Origin of the sequence: Spirosoma oryzae (assembly GCF_003002825.1) — a bacterium.
In the GTDB taxonomy this organism is placed as follows: domain Bacteria; phylum Bacteroidota; class Bacteroidia; order Cytophagales; family Spirosomataceae; genus Spirosoma; species Spirosoma oryzae.
Genome location: NZ_PVTE01000012.1, coordinates 1 through 17,574, shown reverse-complemented (window position 1 = coordinate 17,574; position 17,574 = coordinate 1). Strand labels below are relative to the sequence as shown.

Below are 17,574 nucleotides of genomic sequence, written 5' to 3'. Positions count from 1 at the left end.
ACCTGTTGGTTGATAGCGTATTGGACCAATGGAACAACGCTTACCTAGCACTCTGTCATATGCTTACTATCCTGTTAACAACCGTGCTGTCGCTGCTCTCCGTCGAGTTAGATTGGAACGCGCCAACTACCAATACATCAATCTATACCGTTCCGCTGATGCAGCAGCCAAAACCTCGTCGGCCAAACCGGTCTACGCAGGAAAAAACCGCCCCTGATACGACCGACACGAAAAAAGGCAGACCAAACCGGCCTGCCTCAGTAGATTCATTACGCCGGGGTGGGGCTACCCGGGTCGATACCGTACGGGTTTAGCGTTTAGCCGGTGCAAACTGCTGACCGTCGAGGGTGGTGTATTTAAATTCCGTACCACCGTCGAAGCGGGCGTTGTCGAAGCGCGAGCCGCGCGGAAAATGTGTGTATTTAAAGTCAGCCGTGTTCACAAAGCGCGTTCCCTGAAAATCGGTTGGCTCGTCGAATTGAGTATACTTGAAATCGGCGTACTGGGCAAACATCACCTGTTGAAACGAGGATGATTCGCTAATACGCGCGTACTTGAAATCAGCGTATTTCTTGAACTGCGTGTTGCTGAAATCAACAGCCGCCAGGAACTTGGTGTATTTGAATACGACTTCACCGTTGAAACGACTGCCGTTGAAAACTGCCAACTGCTGGAACTTGGTGTATTTAAACCCGGCGTCGCCGTCGAACGTGCAATTGGTGAACGTTACTGGCTCCTGAAAGTTGGCGGTAAACGTCGTGCCATTACGGCCTATCTTCTCGTCGTATTTGCAGGCAATAAACTTACCCGTAAACCGGCAGTTGTCGAAGAGAAGGGGCATCGTCACCTTTGATTCGAATTGCTCGGTGCTGCCCCAGTTACAATTCTTGATCTTTTGCTTGTTGGCCAGTTCGGTTAAGTCCAGGTCGCCAACGATGGTAGCGTTCTTGTAGGAAATCGATTCGCCCTTATTGATCCGGGCTACCAGATCATTGGCATTGATGGTGGTCGACTGGGCCCAGGCTGGAGCAGTGCTGACGAAGGCAAGGAGCAGGCTAAAAAAGTAGGCTTTCATAGAGCAGACAGGCTAACGTGTATAAAGATGCAACTTTATTCTGGAATGTTGCAAATTGTCCGTCTTAAAAAGTGATGAACTGATTATCAGTTGTATATACAAAAGGAGTCCGGCGCGCGCGCTGTATACGCACACCAGACTCCTGTGGTGAGTTATCGCGAATCGTAGCTCAGTCGAGCCACATTACTTTTTCGTAGGCAACTTCATAATCCATCTCTTCGAGGGGCACCAGACTATCAAAATGACCCGTCTGATTCGTCCGGACGGCGTGCCATAGTCCCGTCGCATCGCGCAGTAGCAGGCGATAGCCATACAGCGGATGTAAGGTATGCCCGTCGGAACGGTGATCCCAGCCTGTTTGAAGTTCGATGGCAAACGCGATGCGGTCCATAACTTCGTTTAGCTGACTGGCCAGGCTGTTTGCCCCATCGAGTTCTTCAATCCAGAGTACCAGCCCGTCGGTGCCCCAGTCAAAATGCAGCTCACTGGGGGTGAGCGTTATCAAAGAAGCGTTCATACGTGGATACTAGGTTGGTTTAATCATAGGGTGATAACCCCGGTAATAAAGCGCTCAGGCGCTGAGTTGCCAGGCGGGTGTCGGCACTAACCGGTGGCCTTCCTGCTCTTCCCGCCACTTGCGCAGCCAGAAGCGGTACTTTTTCCGGCCATAGTCGATGAAGCCCGGAATCGACGTGGTATCGATCGCAAACAGGCGGTGTGGTTGCTGTTTCATCATACCAATGAAAACAACGTTGAACTGCTTTGTATCAGTCCACTCGCCTGAGTCCGAAAACCGCAGGCTGTCGAGATAAAACGCAGCCTGCCGGTCGTAATCGTAGGTATAGCACGATTCCAGAAACTGCGCTGGCGTGCAGGCCGATGTCATCTTGACATCGATAATCAGCGCGTTGCGTCGCTTCGGGCTGGTGTGAACCATATCGAGCCGGGTCTTGCAGGGTACACCCGTCGCCGGATCGGTGAATAGCACGACACGCTCACGCTCCGACTGACGGAGATACCGGCGACAAAACGGGTCTTTACGAATGGTGGCCATCAGCATAGCCAGTTCGCTGGCCTGGGTTGGCTCCAGTGACGTTGACGTCAGATCGGGCAGTAACTGATGCATCACCATCCCGATCGACTCCGGTTCGAGCAGGTGCTGGTGAAACGCCCGGCCAAAAACCTTTGCCCGTTCGGTAGTAGCGCGGCCCGTCGTGTTGGCGTCGCCATACCCTAACTGTTCTTCTTTCAACCGGGTCAGATCAGAATTTGACACGCGGGGTAACGACCGGTACAGTTCGTCGGCAGTAGTCAGCATGGAAAGGGGGATAAAGTCAGAAAAACACAAGCAGCGATGCAACTGCTCCGCACGACGATCTGTCCGGGCGAAGCGGCTACCGCATCAGACCAGCACCGTATTGGCCGTCAGCAGTTGCGCTTCGTCGGCTACCTGCGCAAACGGATTGTAATAGTTCATCGCCGTTTTGATATTCGCGATATCGGTCAGGGTTTCCTGCCGGAAGATCTTTACTTCCTGCGCGAATCGCTTCAGCTCGGCGGTCTTTGCCGGGTCGCTGGGTTTGTACGAGAAGTTGGCGATGTAGTAGACGCCCTTGGGCTGAATCTTGGTGTTTTCTTTCTTCTCGGCCACCGCCGTGATGACGACGTCGGCCAGCGTTTGATCGTCGTAGTAGAGCGGTTCGATCAGCCGGAAAATATTGTCGACCGAATAACCGTGGAAGAGCACCGCCGACACGCAGTTTTTCTCGTCAATAAAGAAAAGCTCCGCCCAGTTTTTGGTACCCATGTTCAGGATATTGTCGGTGAAAATACGCCAGGCAATGGGTTGAAAGGTAAGCGTGCGCCCCAACTTTTCTGAACCATTGATATTGAACACGCCTTCCTTGGCATCGAACCGATATTGCCGGGGGTGACCTTCGAGATACTTGTATCGCCGAGTCATAACGGGCTGATTTGCCTCGATCACCTGGGGCAATTGCTCCGCATTCGACGCGCTCCCGCTTTGATTTGTCGAAAGTTGGCTTTTGTTTTGTGTGTTCATTAGTATTTGTTGTTTACTGTTCAAGCAGGGGGTCCGTTTTGCGGTCCCTTTTGCCTTTTAAAGGGGTGCTGTTTACTGTCTTAAAATTACACAGTTTCGCGTAAAAACAAAATGTTTTAGCGGCTCAAATAAGTCCCTTTTTACGCATTATTATGTAAAATAGCGACTATTTCGATGGCGTCGCTATTGAGCACTCAAACAGGAATTTATGATCCTATTTTAGCCCGATCCGTGCCTGGTCGGCTACTATGATGTTGCGTTTGGGTCTGTCCGTTATGATTGAAAGCCGCATTCAACAATTGATCGATGCACTCAACGTGAGTGTGCTCGAATTCGCCCGCAAACTGGGTGAACATCGGGGCGAAAAAGTGTACCACATTCTGCACGGACGGCTAAAACCCCGCTACGATACGCTGGAAAAAATTCTGCTGGCGTACCCACAGATCAACGGCGACTGGTTGCTGCGTGGCGAGGGTATGATGTTCAAAGTGCTCGACTCGCCTTCGGCCGCGATCACGGTGGAGGAGCGCCTGCGAAACATGGAGTTTTTGCTGTTTCAGCTTAACGAACGAATGGCGCTGTTGCAGGAGACCAACGACCTGCTGCGGGCCGAAATCGAGCAATTGCGGCAGCAAGGGTAGTAGTGGGTCGCGAAAAACAACCGGCCCGCTTTTCCGGTTACTAGCTGAAACGAATCCTGACAACTATGGCAACGACATCACCATTCGACCCCGATAAAATAGATTCCGAATTTTACTCGCGCGACCCGAATCAGCACGGTAGTTCCGACTACGGGCATGAATCGGCCGGTGTGAGTGCCAGTATAGCCGATCCCGATCAAGCGACTATATCCCAGCCCAACGCAGCTACCCCCGATTCCAATAGCGGTGATGTTACAGGCGCACCGGACTATGGAAGCAGCACCGGTAACGCGGTGAGTTCGACGGGGTCAGTTGTATCGCAGGAGTGGGACGTTCCCGAAACCGTGAAACCCCGCTCGGAAGGGCACATGATGAGCGACGAAGCAGCCGAAAAGCTCGGTTCTGTAGCGGAAAACCCATCGGATGACGCGCTGTTGCATCGGGCCGACGCAACGTACCTGGAGCAGGGCGATAATCCGAACGAAGGCTACGACCCCCACCACAAAGGGTACGACGGCAAAGACAAAGAAGAAGTACAATAGCATTACCATCCAGCTACTAGAGAAAGCGACCGGAGCCCTATGTTCCGGTCGCTTATTTTTTGAGTAAGCTACCCATCCTGTCCGTCTTTGTTCGTAAACTTGACCCGTTCTTCGCGCGGATAACCCCGCTTTTCTGCTTCGCCAGTGCTGATTGAAACTCGTGCCTATGCCCGTGCCGGGCTGTTAGGCAACCCGTCCGACGGTTTTTTTGGTAAAACCATTGCTGTCTCGGTGCGCAACTTCGGCGCGTCGGTTACGCTCTATCCATCGCCCGAACTGCACATCGAACCGCAGCCGCAGGACGGCAGCGTATTCCGCAGTTTGCACCACCTGCGCGACGCTGTCAGTACGCTGGGGTATCATGGTGGTGTACCACTGGTTAAGGCCGCTATCAAAAAATTCGCGGAGTATTGCGAAGCGGAGCACATCCGGCTACCTAATCACAACTTTTCCATCCGATACAATACCTCGATTCCGCGTCAGGTTGGCCTGTCGGGGTCCAGTGCGATTATCGTCGCGACTTTCCGGGCGCTGATGCAGTTTTATCAGGTCGAGATTCCACTGCCTATCCTGCCAAACCTGGTGTTAGCCACGGAGTCAGAGGAATTGGGTATTACGGCGGGCTTGCAGGACCGTGTCATCCAGTGCTACGAAGGCTGCGTGTACATGAATTTTGATCGATCGATTATGGACCAGCAGGGGTACGGTACCTATGAGTCGCTCGATTCACGACTGCTACCCAAACTGTATATCGCCTACAACACCGACCTGAGCAAACAGTCGGGCCGGATTCACAACGACGTGCGGGCGCGGTGGCTGAAAGGCGAAAAACTCGTCGTGGATACACTGGCTGAAATCGCCGATCTGGCCCGCCAGGGACGCGAAGCTATCGCCGAACAAAATATCCCGCTGCTGAACGAGCTCGTCAACCATAATTTCGACCTGCGCACGCGCATCTATACCATCAATGAACGCAACCGTAGCCTGATTGATACGGCGCGCGCCTGTGGTGCATCGGCTTCGTTTGCCGGATCGGGTGGTACGATTATCGGTATCTACCGCGACGATGCGATGCTGAACCGCCTGTTTGTCAGCCTCAAAAAAATAAACGCCCGCGTTATAAAGCCATATGTAGTTTAATGTTGAATGACGGAGTGATGGAATGACTGAATGAGTGCTGCGCCAGCCTATTCAATCATTCTATCACTCCATCATTCGATAATTCCATCATTCAACAATGATAAAAAAAGCCGTTATACCTGCCGCTGGGTTTGGCACCCGGTTTCTGCCCGCTACCAAGGCGCAGCCGAAAGAAATGCTACCGATCATCGACCGACCGACCATTCAGTATGTGGTGCAGGAAGCGGTTGATTCGGGTATCGAAGACATCCTGATTATCACGGGAAAAGGCAAGCGGGCCATCGAAGACCACTTCGACCGGAACCACGAACTCGAAACCCGACTCGAAGAAAAGGAAGATCAATTGCTACTCGACGAGATGCGTCGCCTGTCGGACATGGCGAACCTGCATTACGTTCGGCAGCGTGAACTCAACGGCCTGGGCGATGCGATCCGGTACGCGCGCCACCACGTCGGCAACGAACCGTTTGCGGTGCTGCTGGGCGACACGATCATGGATGCGGTAATTCCCGTTACGCAACAGCTGATCGATACGTACGCGCAGTACGGCGGGTCGGTGATTGCCGTGGAAGAGGTGCCGCACGACAAAGTCAACCGTTACGGCATTGTTGGGGGGAAGACGCTGAGCGATCGTATTCTTCAACTCGACACGCTGGTTGAAAAGCCGGCCCTCAGTGAAGCGCCCTCGAATCTGGCTATTGCCGGCCGTTATATCCTGACGCCGGACATTTTCGACATGCTCGATCAGACGCCCGCTGGCAAGAACAATGAAATTCAGCTTACCGACGCCATGCTGTTGTTGCTCCGGCGCGAAAACCTGTACGCGCACCGTATCGAAGGCAAGCGCCATGACATTGGAAACAAACTCGACTTCCTGAAAACAACCGTCGAATTTGCCCTCAAACGACCGGAGTTCGCCGACAAGTTTCGCACCTTCCTAAAGGAGATTTTAGCCGAATAAACCTTATTGGGTTTTCGGTTTACAGTTCACGGTTTTCGGTGTGCTAGCTGAAACACCGACTGTCGAAAACCATAAACCGTCAATCTCAACCGTTAAACTACCATGAACTACTTCCGTTTATCTGCCGCTGGCCTGTTGGCGCTGGCACTTACGTTTAGCCAAACGACGCAGGCTACTACAACCGTAAAACCACCCAAAGGCAAATGGGAAAATCTGTTTGACGGCAAAGACCTGAAAGGATGGCACACCTACCTGAAAGCGGGTCAGCCCGTATCCGACCAGTGGGCTGTCAACGATGGTGCGATTCACTATACCGGAGGTCGTGGTGGCGGTGATCTGGTTACCGACAAGGAGTACGGTGATTTCGAACTCGAACTGGAATGGAAGGTTGCCGAAGGAGCCAACAGTGGCGTTATCTTCCACGTCAACGAAGATCCGAAGTACCCCGCTACCTACCGGACTGGTCCGGAGATGCAGGTACTTGATAATGAGCGCCATCCTGATGCCAAGCAGGGTAAAGACGGAAACCGTACCGCCGGTGCACTGTATGATCTGCAAAAGCCCATTACGCCCAACGCAGCCAAGCCTGCCGGTGAATGGAACAAAGCCCGGCTGATTATCAGCAAGGGACACGCCGAGCACTACCTGAACGGTAAGAAAATTGCCGATTATCCGACCAGCGGCCCCGAGTGGGACAAAATGGTAGCCGACAGTAAGTTCAAAACCTGGGAAGGCTTTGGCAAATACCCGGTCGGTCATATTGCACTCCAGGACCACGGCGACAAAGTGTGGTTCCGCAACATCCGCATCCGCGAATTATAAAGTTTGAATGATCGAGTGACAGAATGATTGAATGCACGGGCGTCAGCCTTTTACGCAATTGTTCTGTCATTCAATCACTCAATCATTCCATCCTTCAACACGTATATGAAACCCTCCCGCCGTTCGGCCCTGAAAACGCTTACGGGTAGCGCCCTCGCACTGCCCGCCCTGACAACGACACTGGCTACCGCAAATCCGATGGACGCTGCGCCAAAACTGAAAGGAAACATCAATCACTCGTTCTGCCGCTGGTGCTACAGCAAAATTCCCTTCGAAGAATTGTGCGTAGCGGCTAAAGGTATGGGTATCAAGTCGATTGAACTGGTCGATCCGCAGGATTGGCCGATTCTGAAAAAGCACGGCCTGACATCGGCTTTGCCGCAGGGTGCCGGAAAAGGGATCACGGAAGGATTCAACGACCCCAAATACCATGACGAGCTGGTTGCCAGCTACGAAGCGATTTTTCCGAAGCTGAAAGAAGCTGGTTACAGCACGATCATCTGCTTTTCGGGCAACCGCCGGGGTATGAGCGACGAAGAGGGGCTGAAAAACTGTGCTGTCGGACTGAAACGGTTGATGCCAAGTGCCGAGAAATACGGTATCACGATGATTATGGAATTGCTCAACAGCAAGGTCGACCACAAAGATTACATGTGCGACCATACTGCCTGGGGAGCCGATCTATGTCAGCGGGTTGGGTCGAACAACTTCAAATTGCTGTACGACATCTACCACATGCAGATCATGGAGGGCGACATCATCCGCACGATCCGCAAGTACAATCAGTACATCGGCCACTACCATACGGGCGGTAATCCGGGCCGGAATGAAATCGACGAAACGCAGGAGATCTACTACCCGGCCGTCATGCGCGCCATTGTCGACACGGGCTACAAAGGCTACGTGTCGCAGGAGTTTATTCCCAAACGCGATCCACTCAAAAGCCTGAAAGAAGCCGTTCTGCTTTGTGATGTGTAACTTTACGGGAGCAAAGTATTCGGTTTACGGTACTCAGTTTTCAGTAGCTGACGCGCGTTAGTACGGCAAACCGTAAACCGAACACTGTAAACCGTAAACCGTTATGCAGCCTGTAGATAGCCATTTGTTTCTGATCGTCGGGGCCGCCCTGTTCAGTATCGGGCTGGCCGTCGTGCTGGTCAAGCGGCACGCGATTGTCGTACTGATGGGTATCGAGCTGATGCTCAACGCGGTCAATATCAATCTGGTAGCGTTTAGTCAGTACGACCCGAACCGGTTGCAGGGGCAGATGCTGAGTTTATTCGTCATGGTTGTCGCGGCCGCAGAGTCGGCGGTGGCGCTGGCGATCGTGTTGCAGGTATACCGGCATTTCCGAACTGCGCAACTCGACGATCTGAACGAACTCAAGCAGTAATGGCCGCGTTCGTCAGGCGTATGACTCCTGACTTTGATCCTATCATCGACGGTATCCTGGCCAACGGCTATGGTATCGTCGATTTGTTTTTATCGGCCGACGAAACCGCTGCACTGGCTCGTCAGTTACGCAGCCGGCACGAAGCCGGTCAGTTCCGGCAGGCTGCCATCGGTAATCAGTCGGTCGTGGTCGAGACAAGTATCCGGGGCGACGAAATTCGTTGGATTGATGAGGCCACCGCCACGTCCGACGAAGCTGCTTTCCTCGACCGGATCGACCAGTTTATCGCCTACGTAAACCGCACCTGTTACCTTGGTTTACAGGAGGGCGAGTTTCACTACGCGCTCTACCCCGCCGGTACGGGCTACAAACGCCACCTCGACCGGTTCCGGAGCGACTCCCGCCGGAAACTGTCGGTGATCTGTTACCTGAACACCGACTGGCAGGACAGCGACGGCGGTCAGTTGGCCCTGTTTCTCCCCCAGGACGATGGTTCCGAACGTACCGAGCTGGTCGCCCCAATCGGCGGTCGGCTGGTCTGTTTTGAGAGTGACCGGCTTGAACATGAAGTCCGTCCCGCCACCCGCGAGCGACTCAGCCTCACGGGCTGGCTGAAGACACGCTGATTATTTCCTACGGGTAGGAAGCGTGTTATCTAGACTTGTTCCAGCGTTGGTTTGTTTCCCCACGCCGGAATAGGGATATTTGCGGCCACAGTTGCCACCACTCATGCCGTTTGCTACGCCCTTGCTGCTCCTTCTGTTGTTGCCCTTCGCGGGCGCGCTGGCGACGAGTATGGCAAGTCGGCGGGTAGCGGGCGGACTGGCAATCGGTCTGACGGCAATCGGTCTGGTTACGACCGGCTGGCTGGCTATGGACGCCCTCGCCGAGCCGCTGATGATCCGGTTCGACTGGGCAAAGTTTGGTCAGACACCGTTCAATCTATCGTTTCGGCTGGACAGACTGGGTCTGCTGATGCTGGGCCTGGTGCATTTCGTCGCGCTGCTCGTACAGATTTACTCGCTGTCGTACCTGCACGACGAACCCCACCAAGCCCGCTATTTCGCTTATCTACAACTGTTCGTCGGGGCTATGCTGGGTATCGTGCTGGCCGGTAACCTGCTGGTACTGTACATTTTCTGGGAACTTGTCGGGCTGGCGTCGTTCCTGCTCATCGGTTTTTATAACGACCGACCATCGGCTAGTAAGGCAGCCATGAAAGCGTTTCTGATGAACCGCGTTGGCGATATGGGTTTTCTGCTTGGCATTTTCCTGACTTATATCTGGACGGGCTCGCTCGACCTTGACCTGGCGACGGCGGCTGGTCCGCTACCGGCGGTGGCGGGGCTTTGTCTGTTCATGGGCTGTGTCGGTAAGTCGGCGCAGTTCCCGTTGCTGACCTGGCTCCCCGACGCGATGGAAGGTCCGACGCCTGTTTCGGCGTTGCTGCACGCGGCCACGATGGTTGCGGCTGGCATTTTTCTGCTGGCTCGCATTCATCCGCTGCTCAACCCCGACGCACTGGTCGTTATCACGCTGGTCGGCACCATCACGACGCTCTGGGGCGGCTATGCGGCCCTGTTTCAGACCGACATCAAAAAGGTCCTGGCGTTCTCGACCGTCTCGCAACTGGGCCTGATGGTGGCTGGTATGGGTACGGGCAATGTCGGTGGGGCGATGTTTCATTTGCTGACTCACGCGTTTTTCAAGGCTGGTTTGTTTCTGAGCGCCGGAGCCGTGATTCACGCCGTTCACACGCAGGATATGCGACAGATGGGTGGGCTGCGTCGGGCCATGCCGGTTACGTTTGCTGTTTACACGATCTGCACGGCGGCACTGGCGGGCTTACCGTTCTTCTCCGGATTCCTGTCGAAGGAAGCACTCATCGGTGGGGCGTTTGGTTGGGCAATCCAACAGGGTGGCCTAGCCGGGCTAATACCGGTGCTGCTGCTATTGTCGTCTGGCTTGACGGCACTGTACATGGCCCGGCAATTGCGACTCGTATTCTTCGGCGACTATCGTCAGTCAACCGTACCGCTGTCGGCCGTACACGATGCGGACTGGCTCATGCGCGGACCGATGCTGTTGCTGGCCGGTTTGTCGGTGTTTGTCTGGTTTTCGGTCAACCCACTCAGCGCGCACCACAGCTGGTTCTGGTCGATTCTGCCGCCGATGGAAGAACCGACGCTGGTCTGGCTGGCACCCGTATCGATTGGGCTGGTACTGACAGGTGGTTGGCTGGGATTCCGGTTGAAGGAGCCGAGACACGACAAAGGCTACGTGCCGTTGTCGGTGGAATACGGCTTTCTCGATACGATTTACAAATACATAGTTATCAACCCACTGCTTAAACTGGCGGCTTTGCTGAACCGGACGGATCAGCGGGCGGTCGATGGCGTCGTCAACGGGGCGGGCGTCGGTACGGTTGTGCTGGCCCATCTGATGAGTCTGACCGATCGCTTCGGTGTCGACGGAATCGTCAATGGGGTCGCCTGGCTGGCCGGACGAACTGGTCAGCTGCTACGTTCCGTGCAGAACGGTCGCGTGCAGTCGTACATCACGGCCGCCGTCGTTGGCCTGCTGCTGGTGCTGTGGTGGGTGTTGTAGCGGTATACGGTTTTCGGCGGGTTGATTTAGGAACCACTGCCGTAGTGAACTTACCGTAGACTGTAAACCGACTACCGAAAACCGAAAAGAAAATGCTGCTTTCGTTACTGATATTCATACCGTTGTTGAGCGCCTTGCTGATCGCGCTGTTGCCTGAGTCGCAGGCGGAGCGGTTTCGCTGGATTGCACTGGGCGTAACACTGGTCGAGGTGGTACTGGCCGGACTGCTGGCGGCTGGCTTCGACACGACCCGGTCTGATTACCAATGGCTTGAACAGGCCGACTGGATCACGCTGCCGCTGGGGAACCTGGGTGTTGCCTCCATCGACTACCTGGTTGGTGTCGACGGTATGAACCTGCCCCTGGTCGTCCTGTCGGCGGTGGTCATGCTGGTGGGCGTCGTGTCGTCCTGGCACATGACGCAGCGGCTCAAAGCCTATTACGCGCTCTATCTGTTACTGACCGGAACGATTATGGGCTGCTTCGTGGCGCTCGATTTCTTTCTGTTCTTCCTGTTTTTCGAGTTTATGCTCCTGCCGATGTACTTCCTGATCGGCTTGTGGGGTGGTCCACGGCGGGAATACGCATCGATCAAGTTTTTTCTGTACACGCTGGCGGGATCGCTGCTGATCCTGCTGGTTATGATCGGTCTGTACCTATCGGCTATGGACCCGGTCAGTACGGCAGTGCTGGCTGGCTTCGTCACTGACGCGTCGGAGGTGACGCCGGAGGTTGTGCGAATCGTGCAAGGCCATATGCAGAATGGGCAGCTCAATCCGGCGCAGATCGTCCATACGTTCGACATGCGCTACCTTGCCGACGGGGCCAATTACCTGCCGGATGCCTTCTTAAACCCGGCTGCTGAACCGATTGTGCTGGGACTACCCGCCCGGATGCTGGCGTTCTGGGCCATTTTTATCGGCTTTGCCATCAAGTTACCCATCGTACCCTTGCATACGTGGTTGCCCGACGCGCACGTCGAAGCACCGACGCCGGTATCGGTCGTGCTGGCAGGGGTGTTGCTCAAAATCGGTGGGTACGGATTTCTGCGGATTGCCTGGTCGTTTTTCCCAGATGGAGCGGCACAGTACGCGCCCCTACTGGCCGGACTGGGCGCTGTATCGATTGTATACGGTGGGTTAAACGCGCTGGCACAGTACGACCTCAAGAAGATGATTGCCTACTCGTCGGTGTCGCACATGGGCTTCGTCCTGCTGGGAGTCGCGTCGCTGACCGCCGAAGGGGTCAACGGCGCTATTTACCAGATGGTGAGCCACGGCGTTTTGTCGGCCATGCTCTTTCTCCTGACCGGAGTGGTTTACGACCGTACGCACGACCGCCGTATCGATTCGTACCGGGGTCTGATCGAGCCTATGCCCCGGTATGCGGTGCTGACGGCCATCGCGTTTTTTGGGTCGCTGGGCTTGCCGGGTTTCTCCGGCTTCGTCGGCGAGTTGTTTACGCTGATGGGTAGTTTCCAGTCGGTATGGCTACCGGGCTGGATCACGGCGGTGTCGGTGCTGGGTATCGGCCTGGCAGCTGCGTACTTCCTCTGGACCATGCAGCGCATGTTTTTCGGCCGGTTCTGGTCGCGCCACGAAACGACGACGACCGATGCGCATCATATCCTGACTGATCTAACAACGCGTGAGCAGTTGCTGCTCATTCCACTGGCGCTGTTGTCGCTGGTGCTGGGCCTGTATCCCAACCTTATTTTCAACGTCACCAACAGCACCGTTGGGCAGTGGATTCTCCGCTTTACGGTCGAGTAAGGATTTTAGACAGTATTTTTAGACAAGATTACAGGATGGGCAGGATTTGCTTTTTGTTGTAATCCTGCCCATCCTGTAATCCTGTCTAAGATGCTGGCTGCATACAGGCGCTACTCAAAATCCTGTTTATCCTGTAATCCTGTCACACACAGTTTCGTATATTTAGGTTTCCTTACTCGAACCGCATGAACGAAACACATTCCGAACAGCCGACTGGCAACTCCTCGCGTCGATCATTCCTCAAGACGCTGGGTATCGCCGGAACGGCTGCCGCTGCCGCTCCGGCCGCGTTGGCTGGCCCGCCCGTGGCCGCACCCCAGTACCTCAATCTGATTCGTAACCACGCCAGTACGGCCGCCAACGACAAAATTCGCATCGCCCTGATCGGTACCGGCGGTATGGGAATCGGCGATACGCAGACTGCGCTGATGCTCGACGGCATCGAAATGGTCGCGGCCTGTGATTTATACGATGGTCGCCTGCGCCGGGCTAAAGAACTGTGGGGCGATGGCCTGACCGTTACCCGCGACTACCGCGAGATCATCGACCGGCAGGACGTCGATGCCGTTATCAACGCGACGACCGACCATTGGCACGAGAAAATCTCGTCGGATGCCATGCGCAAAGGCAAGCACGTATACTGCGAAAAGCCGATGGTGCAGAAGGTCGAGGACGGGCATACGCTGATCAAGGTGTCGCAGGAAACCGGCAAAGTGTTCCAGGTAGGTAGTCAGTTCGGTAGTTCGATTATCGTCGCCAAAGCGCGCGAACTGCTGAAAGCCGGTGACATTGGTGAGCTGGTGTTTGCCGAGGCACAGTACGACCGGCACAGTGCGATGGGAGCCTGGCAATACTCGATTCCGCCCGACGCATCGCCCCAAACCGTCGACTGGGACACGTATCTGGGAACGGCCCCCAAGCGGGCGTGGGACCCGCTTCGCTTTTTCCGCTGGCGTAACTATCAGGACTACGGTACCGGTATCGCCGGTGATCTGTATGTTCACCTGCTGACCTCGCTGCACTCGATTACCGGTTCGAAGGGGCCAACCCGTGTGTATTCGAGCGGTGGTACCCGTTACTGGAAAGACGGCCGCGACGTGCCGGACATTCAGCTGAGTATTTACGATTACCCCAAAACGGCTGAACACCCGGAGTTCAACCTGACAACCCGCTCGAATTTTGTTGACGGTGGGGGCGGGGGTTACCTGGTTCGGATCGTTGGTACGGAAGGTGATCTGTCGCTGGGTTTCGACTCGCTGACCGTGCGCCGGAACAAATTTCCGAAAGCACCCGGTCTGTCGATCGACAATTTCCCGAAAGATCAGAAAGAGCTGTACCTGAAGGAGTACGCGGCTAAATATCCGTCGCATCCCGAACTGGACGGTCCGAAAGAATTTAAGTACACCTTTCCGAAGGATTACAAAGGCGACCGCTACGAGCACTTCGCCAACTTCTTCAGTTCGATCCGTAATAAGACGCCGAACGTGGAAGACGCAACCTTCGGCCTGCGCGCCTGCGGTCCGACGCAGTGCGGCAATATCAGCTACTTCCAGAAGAAAATCGTCGGCTGGGACCCGGTCAAGATGAAAATTCTGGGGTAGGAAGTAGAAGAAAGAGGATAGACGCAAGAGAAAAGACTAGTCAGTGAACGGTCTTTTCTCTTGCGTCTACGCTTTGTCTCGCCGTATAACGTCACTCCAAGGGCTATCACCGTGCTACGGTGACAGCCCTTTTTGCGTCAGCTAAGACCTACAACGGTTGAACGCTGCAAAACCCATTTGCTGACGCGAACGGGTCTATGAAGGCACAGACCTCGGGGAAACGGTCTTTCTTCTTTCCTCTATCCTCTTTCGTCTTCTACCCATAGTATGCCTGTAGCCACGCTTTCAGAAAGGCGGGCTGGGTCAGGCTTTTGAGTTGCTGTTTGATGGCTTTTACGTCGCGTTTCAGTGAATTGACTGCTTCGCCAATGCTGACTTCCAGCCCGAATGTCGACTGTACACTCGTCAGTGGACGACCCAGCAGCGATGCCATGTACTGCTGCCGCTCCGTCAGTTCGTCCGTCAGCCGGTCGATCTGTTGTTTCAGCAACTTATTGTAATGACGCAACGGCTCATCAGCCAGCGTATTGACACGCGCCTGATCGAGTTCGTTGAGCGTAAGCTGTAGCCGGAGCAGTGCCATCAGATCGCCTTTCTCATACGCTTCCGTTACCTGCTGCATGATCGCCGTTTTGCGGCCCTTTTCCGCTTCGTCAAGCTCGCGGTCGGGGTGGTAGGCTTTTACCAGTTCGCGGTACAGCGTTCGGATCGTCTTCGTGGTCTGTTGCAGTTTGGCCGCCTGCTTGGCTTCATCGGCCTGTTGCTGATTCGATTTTGACTGTTCGGTTCGTGCGTTGCGTCGTTCCTGCTCCGCCTGTCGTTCGCGCACCTGCTGCTCGATGTAGGCCATCAACTCATCGGGCGATTGAAAATCAATATCATCCAGATCGAGGCCGTAGGTGGCCGCAGCGGTTTGCTTCATTTGCTCCAACTGCTGGGCGGCATCATCGGCTTCGTCCAGGTCCTGCTGACTGTATTTACCGACGATCGCGCGCAGGTCGGCGAACCCATGCCGGAAGAGTAAGTCTTCGCCCATGTCAACGATCAGCCGGGCGATTTTACGGCGTTCGGAGCGGGTGGCCTCGGGGTTGTCGTAGAAGCGGTCGAACAACCGCACCAGATCGGCGCGGGCCTGGTTGTAGGCGGTCAGTAGCGGAATGTAGTCGGCCTGGATACGTTGCTGAACTGCATCGACGCTGGACTGGTAGTCGGTCAGCAGTTTCTCCAGTTCCGCCACGCGGGCCGACAACCGGTTGAACTCCTTCTGCGCTTTCGACAGTGGCTTCGCGTTCGGCCCCGACAGCGCAATCCGGACAAGTTTGTTGTCATTCGTCATCTGCAATCATAACCCGACTCGCGCCGTTTTGGTGTCGCTTGTCGGGTTATGGCTAGAAATCCTCCGGTCATTTGTGTGTCGCTTACGGTGCCGGTTTGTTGTTCGGCGACAGTATATCGCGGGTAATCTCCTTGTCGATATCGATGTAGCCGGGGTATTTGACTTCCTTGTTGCCAAGCATCAGTGTTGGCCTTATTTTGAGCGTAACGCGCGATGGAGAAACCTGATCGCTGCCGGCCAGACTACGAACGAGGTCGACAAATGCGTTCCGCGTCGATGAACTGCTAATCAGGCTGTACGCGTTCGCGTTTACGGGTATAGGTACGATCGTTTTGCCACCCGCCGGTACTTCGACCCGCTGATCGACCGTACCCGAAGCCAGCTCATTGCCCGCCAGTAACAGCTTGTAATCGAACTGATTGATGGCGGCTACGTCGTTGGCCGGGTTCGTAATCTCTACGTTGAGGTTTGTCCGGAAGGGAACATCGTGACTGACCAGGCCAGCGGCAATTCGGGGGTAGTTGAGTGGGTTGACGTCTTCCAGTCCCCGCATGTCTTTGAACTCCCGGATGTCATACCCGGCAATTGTCATGTTGTCGGCCGAGCGGATAGCGTATTTGCTTTTGCTCAAGCCTTTAGCCTGCTGAACCTGCCGGTTGATGCCGCACTGGGAAAAGAGCAGCGATGTCGTAACGAACAGAATTGAGGTGATAACGTGTCGCATAGTTGTACGTGAGTGTTGTGTTTACTGGTTCAAGCGATAGGTGAGGAGTACGTTAAGCGTCGGTAAATAGCCATACTGCCGGAGTTTGGTGTCGATCTCGTTGTCCAGATTGCCGTACAGCCGTTGGGTGACGCCGAGGGCATCGACGGCTGGCTGGTTAGACGAAAACGTGTTTTTCGTGGTCAGGATTTTACCCAGCCCCAATTCCGTGTTCAAGCCAAAACGAGAATCCGTAAACTGGAACGAGCGCCCTACCCGCAGGCCGGCTACCCAGACGTTCGACTGTAGGTTGAAGACAAAAGCTGGCGAATTGAGCAGGTTGAAACCGGAGAAATCCCGGTTGAAATAAATTCCCAGGCCATCTGCCGGTGTGATTGGTCCCGCTGCGAAATGAATGTACTGGCCATACAGCGTCCCGTACCAGGGCGAGTTGGCGTGTACAGAGATACCCAGGCTTACCGAACTACCCTGCTCAAAGGAGCGATCGATGACCCGACTTAGATTCGGGTCCAGGCCAAATCCTTCGAGCAACTTGAGTGTGTATCGCTCGAAAGGCGCTGCAATCAATCCGCCCTGCGCCTGAACCGACAACCGTCGGCTGAACTGATACCGATAGCCGAGGGTGTAGTTGAGCGGAATCTGAACGCCGGCGAACACCGTATGAACGGGCCGAAACGGAGTGGGTACAGCCAGCGAATCCTGACCCTGCGTTAGGAACGGTACGCTGATGAGCGAGGCTAGTAGAGCTAGATGAAGACAGGTATTTTTCATGGATAACGCTGAGAATGAGTGGGAACGAACTTAGAGCCTATCCGAAAATGATTGAGCGTTTCCAAACGATGTGGGCACAGGCCAGAAATAGCAAGGCTTTATAATTGGCGACCTTCTTCTCCCAGCG

The 17,574-nt window shown here is 54.8% G+C and carries 19 protein-coding genes; 12 read left to right on the top strand and 7 right to left on the bottom strand.

The features are described from left to right. Positions 1-59 precede the first annotated feature (59 nt). The gene (locus tag CLV58_RS14945) at positions 60-314 is read left to right on the top strand and encodes a hypothetical protein (RefSeq protein WP_106138639.1); all 255 of its coding nucleotides are present in this window, start codon (positions 60-62) and stop codon (positions 312-314) included. On the opposite strand, the gene CLV58_RS14940 is transcribed toward CLV58_RS14945, so the two are convergent. The 4 genes from CLV58_RS14940 to CLV58_RS14925 all read right to left on the bottom strand — a co-directional run bounded on the left by CLV58_RS14940 (position 311) and on the right by CLV58_RS14925 (position 3,137). Continuing rightward, positions 311-1,075, bottom strand: coding sequence for a pentapeptide repeat-containing protein (locus CLV58_RS14940; RefSeq protein WP_106138638.1), 765 nt, complete (start codon positions 1,073-1,075; stop codon positions 311-313). The two genes, CLV58_RS14945 and CLV58_RS14940, sit on opposite strands and share 4 nt — an antisense overlap. Before the next feature lie 169 nt (positions 1,076-1,244). Beyond that, positions 1,245-1,592 carry a hypothetical protein gene (locus tag CLV58_RS14935; RefSeq protein WP_106138637.1) on the bottom strand — a complete coding sequence of 116 codons (348 nt, stop codon included), beginning with the start codon at positions 1,590-1,592 and terminating at the stop codon, positions 1,245-1,247. Positions 1,593-1,646: 54 nt separating this feature from the next. After that, on the bottom strand, positions 1,647-2,393 hold the full coding sequence (locus tag CLV58_RS14930) for a PD-(D/E)XK nuclease-like domain-containing protein (protein WP_106138636.1): 747 nt from the start codon (positions 2,391-2,393) through the stop codon (positions 1,647-1,649). An 84-nt stretch (positions 2,394-2,477) separates the two neighbouring features. Then, complete coding sequence (locus CLV58_RS14925; protein WP_106138635.1) at positions 2,478-3,137, bottom strand: hypothetical protein; 660 nt, start codon at positions 3,135-3,137, stop codon at positions 2,478-2,480. A 275-nt stretch (positions 3,138-3,412) separates the two neighbouring features. Between CLV58_RS14925 and CLV58_RS14920 the strand changes: the two genes are divergently transcribed. The 11 genes from CLV58_RS14920 to CLV58_RS14870 all read left to right on the top strand — a co-directional run bounded on the left by CLV58_RS14920 (position 3,413) and on the right by CLV58_RS14870 (position 14,616). Then, positions 3,413-3,778, top strand: a complete 366-nt coding sequence (locus CLV58_RS14920) for a helix-turn-helix domain-containing protein (RefSeq protein ID WP_106138777.1) — start codon at positions 3,413-3,415, stop codon at positions 3,776-3,778. A gap of 65 nt (positions 3,779-3,843) precedes the next feature. Continuing rightward, positions 3,844-4,320, top strand: coding sequence for a hypothetical protein (locus CLV58_RS14915; RefSeq protein WP_106138634.1), 477 nt, complete (start codon positions 3,844-3,846; stop codon positions 4,318-4,320). A 144-nt stretch (positions 4,321-4,464) separates the two neighbouring features. After that, positions 4,465-5,460, top strand: coding sequence for a mevalonate kinase family protein (locus CLV58_RS14910; RefSeq protein WP_106138633.1), 996 nt, complete (start codon positions 4,465-4,467; stop codon positions 5,458-5,460). Positions 5,461-5,557: 97 nt separating this feature from the next. Further along, the gene (gene galU, locus CLV58_RS14905; protein ID WP_106138632.1) at positions 5,558-6,421 is read left to right on the top strand and encodes a UTP--glucose-1-phosphate uridylyltransferase GalU; all 864 of its coding nucleotides are present in this window, start codon (positions 5,558-5,560) and stop codon (positions 6,419-6,421) included. A 102-nt stretch (positions 6,422-6,523) separates the two neighbouring features. Next, entirely contained in the window at positions 6,524-7,243 is a 720-nt protein-coding gene (locus CLV58_RS14900) for a 3-keto-disaccharide hydrolase (protein WP_106138631.1), read from the top strand. 105 nt (positions 7,244-7,348) lie between these two features. Then, positions 7,349-8,221 (top strand): hydroxypyruvate isomerase family protein, encoded by an 873-nt coding sequence (locus CLV58_RS14895; protein WP_106138630.1) that lies wholly within the window; start codon positions 7,349-7,351, stop codon positions 8,219-8,221. A gap of 103 nt (positions 8,222-8,324) precedes the next feature. Further along, complete coding sequence (nuoK, locus tag CLV58_RS14890; protein WP_106138629.1) at positions 8,325-8,636, top strand: NADH-quinone oxidoreductase subunit NuoK; 312 nt, start codon at positions 8,325-8,327, stop codon at positions 8,634-8,636. Positions 8,637-8,656: 20 nt separating this feature from the next. Next, positions 8,657-9,262 carry a 2OG-Fe(II) oxygenase gene (locus tag CLV58_RS14885; protein WP_106138776.1) on the top strand — a complete coding sequence of 202 codons (606 nt, stop codon included), beginning with the start codon at positions 8,657-8,659 and terminating at the stop codon, positions 9,260-9,262. Between the two features lie 103 nt (positions 9,263-9,365). Then, positions 9,366-11,243: an NADH-quinone oxidoreductase subunit 5 family protein gene (locus CLV58_RS14880; RefSeq protein WP_106138628.1), complete on the top strand. Its 1,878-nt coding sequence runs from the start codon at positions 9,366-9,368 to the stop codon at positions 11,241-11,243. Between the two features lie 92 nt (positions 11,244-11,335). After that, the gene (locus tag CLV58_RS14875) at positions 11,336-13,015 is read left to right on the top strand and encodes a complex I subunit 4 family protein (protein WP_106138627.1); all 1,680 of its coding nucleotides are present in this window, start codon (positions 11,336-11,338) and stop codon (positions 13,013-13,015) included. Positions 13,016-13,200: 185 nt separating this feature from the next. Beyond that, complete coding sequence (locus tag CLV58_RS14870; RefSeq protein WP_106138626.1) at positions 13,201-14,616, top strand: Gfo/Idh/MocA family protein; 1,416 nt, start codon at positions 13,201-13,203, stop codon at positions 14,614-14,616. A 256-nt stretch (positions 14,617-14,872) separates the two neighbouring features. Here the strand turns inward: CLV58_RS14870 and CLV58_RS14865 are convergent, their stop codons facing one another. The 3 genes from CLV58_RS14865 to CLV58_RS14855 all read right to left on the bottom strand — a co-directional run bounded on the left by CLV58_RS14865 (position 14,873) and on the right by CLV58_RS14855 (position 17,447). Continuing rightward, positions 14,873-15,952 carry a J domain-containing protein gene (locus tag CLV58_RS14865; protein ID WP_106138625.1) on the bottom strand — a complete coding sequence of 360 codons (1,080 nt, stop codon included), beginning with the start codon at positions 15,950-15,952 and terminating at the stop codon, positions 14,873-14,875. 82 nt (positions 15,953-16,034) lie between these two features. After that, positions 16,035-16,676, bottom strand: coding sequence for an LEA type 2 family protein (locus CLV58_RS14860; RefSeq protein ID WP_106138624.1), 642 nt, complete (start codon positions 16,674-16,676; stop codon positions 16,035-16,037). Positions 16,677-16,697: 21 nt separating this feature from the next. Further along, on the bottom strand, positions 16,698-17,447 hold the full coding sequence (locus CLV58_RS14855) for a hypothetical protein (protein WP_106138623.1): 750 nt from the start codon (positions 17,445-17,447) through the stop codon (positions 16,698-16,700). Positions 17,448-17,574 lie beyond the last annotated feature (127 nt).

What these genes read in the sequence shown, in the direction of transcription:
- CLV58_RS14915 (WP_106138634.1), top strand. Translation starts at nt 3,844, where the DNA reads ATGGCAACGACATCACCATTCGACCCCGATAAAATAGATTCCGAATTT.
- CLV58_RS14900 (WP_106138631.1), top strand. Translation starts at nt 6,524, where the DNA reads ATGAACTACTTCCGTTTATCTGCCGCTGGCCTGTTGGCGCTGGCACTT.
- nuoK (WP_106138629.1), top strand. Translation starts at nt 8,325, where the DNA reads ATGCAGCCTGTAGATAGCCATTTGTTTCTGATCGTCGGGGCCGCCCTG.
- CLV58_RS14860 (WP_106138624.1), bottom strand. Translation starts at nt 16,676, where the DNA reads ATGCGACACGTTATCACCTCAATTCTGTTCGTTACGACATCGCTGCTC.
- CLV58_RS14875 (WP_106138627.1), top strand. Translation starts at nt 11,336, where the DNA reads ATGCTGCTTTCGTTACTGATATTCATACCGTTGTTGAGCGCCTTGCTG.
- CLV58_RS14945 (WP_106138639.1), top strand. Translation starts at nt 60, where the DNA reads ATGCTTACTATCCTGTTAACAACCGTGCTGTCGCTGCTCTCCGTCGAG.
- CLV58_RS14930 (WP_106138636.1), bottom strand. Translation starts at nt 2,393, where the DNA reads ATGCTGACTACTGCCGACGAACTGTACCGGTCGTTACCCCGCGTGTCA.
- galU (WP_106138632.1), top strand. Translation starts at nt 5,558, where the DNA reads ATGATAAAAAAAGCCGTTATACCTGCCGCTGGGTTTGGCACCCGGTTT.
- CLV58_RS14940 (WP_106138638.1), bottom strand. Translation starts at nt 1,075, where the DNA reads ATGAAAGCCTACTTTTTTAGCCTGCTCCTTGCCTTCGTCAGCACTGCT.
- CLV58_RS14935 (WP_106138637.1), bottom strand. Translation starts at nt 1,592, where the DNA reads ATGAACGCTTCTTTGATAACGCTCACCCCCAGTGAGCTGCATTTTGAC.
- CLV58_RS14865 (WP_106138625.1), bottom strand. Translation starts at nt 15,952, where the DNA reads ATGACGAATGACAACAAACTTGTCCGGATTGCGCTGTCGGGGCCGAAC.
- CLV58_RS14855 (WP_106138623.1), bottom strand. Translation starts at nt 17,447, where the DNA reads ATGAAAAATACCTGTCTTCATCTAGCTCTACTAGCCTCGCTCATCAGC.
- CLV58_RS14895 (WP_106138630.1), top strand. Translation starts at nt 7,349, where the DNA reads ATGAAACCCTCCCGCCGTTCGGCCCTGAAAACGCTTACGGGTAGCGCC.
- CLV58_RS14920 (WP_106138777.1), top strand. Translation starts at nt 3,413, where the DNA reads ATGATTGAAAGCCGCATTCAACAATTGATCGATGCACTCAACGTGAGT.
- CLV58_RS14870 (WP_106138626.1), top strand. Translation starts at nt 13,201, where the DNA reads ATGAACGAAACACATTCCGAACAGCCGACTGGCAACTCCTCGCGTCGA.
- CLV58_RS14880 (WP_106138628.1), top strand. Translation starts at nt 9,366, where the DNA reads ATGCCGTTTGCTACGCCCTTGCTGCTCCTTCTGTTGTTGCCCTTCGCG.
- CLV58_RS14885 (WP_106138776.1), top strand. Translation starts at nt 8,657, where the DNA reads ATGACTCCTGACTTTGATCCTATCATCGACGGTATCCTGGCCAACGGC.
- CLV58_RS14925 (WP_106138635.1), bottom strand. Translation starts at nt 3,137, where the DNA reads ATGAACACACAAAACAAAAGCCAACTTTCGACAAATCAAAGCGGGAGC.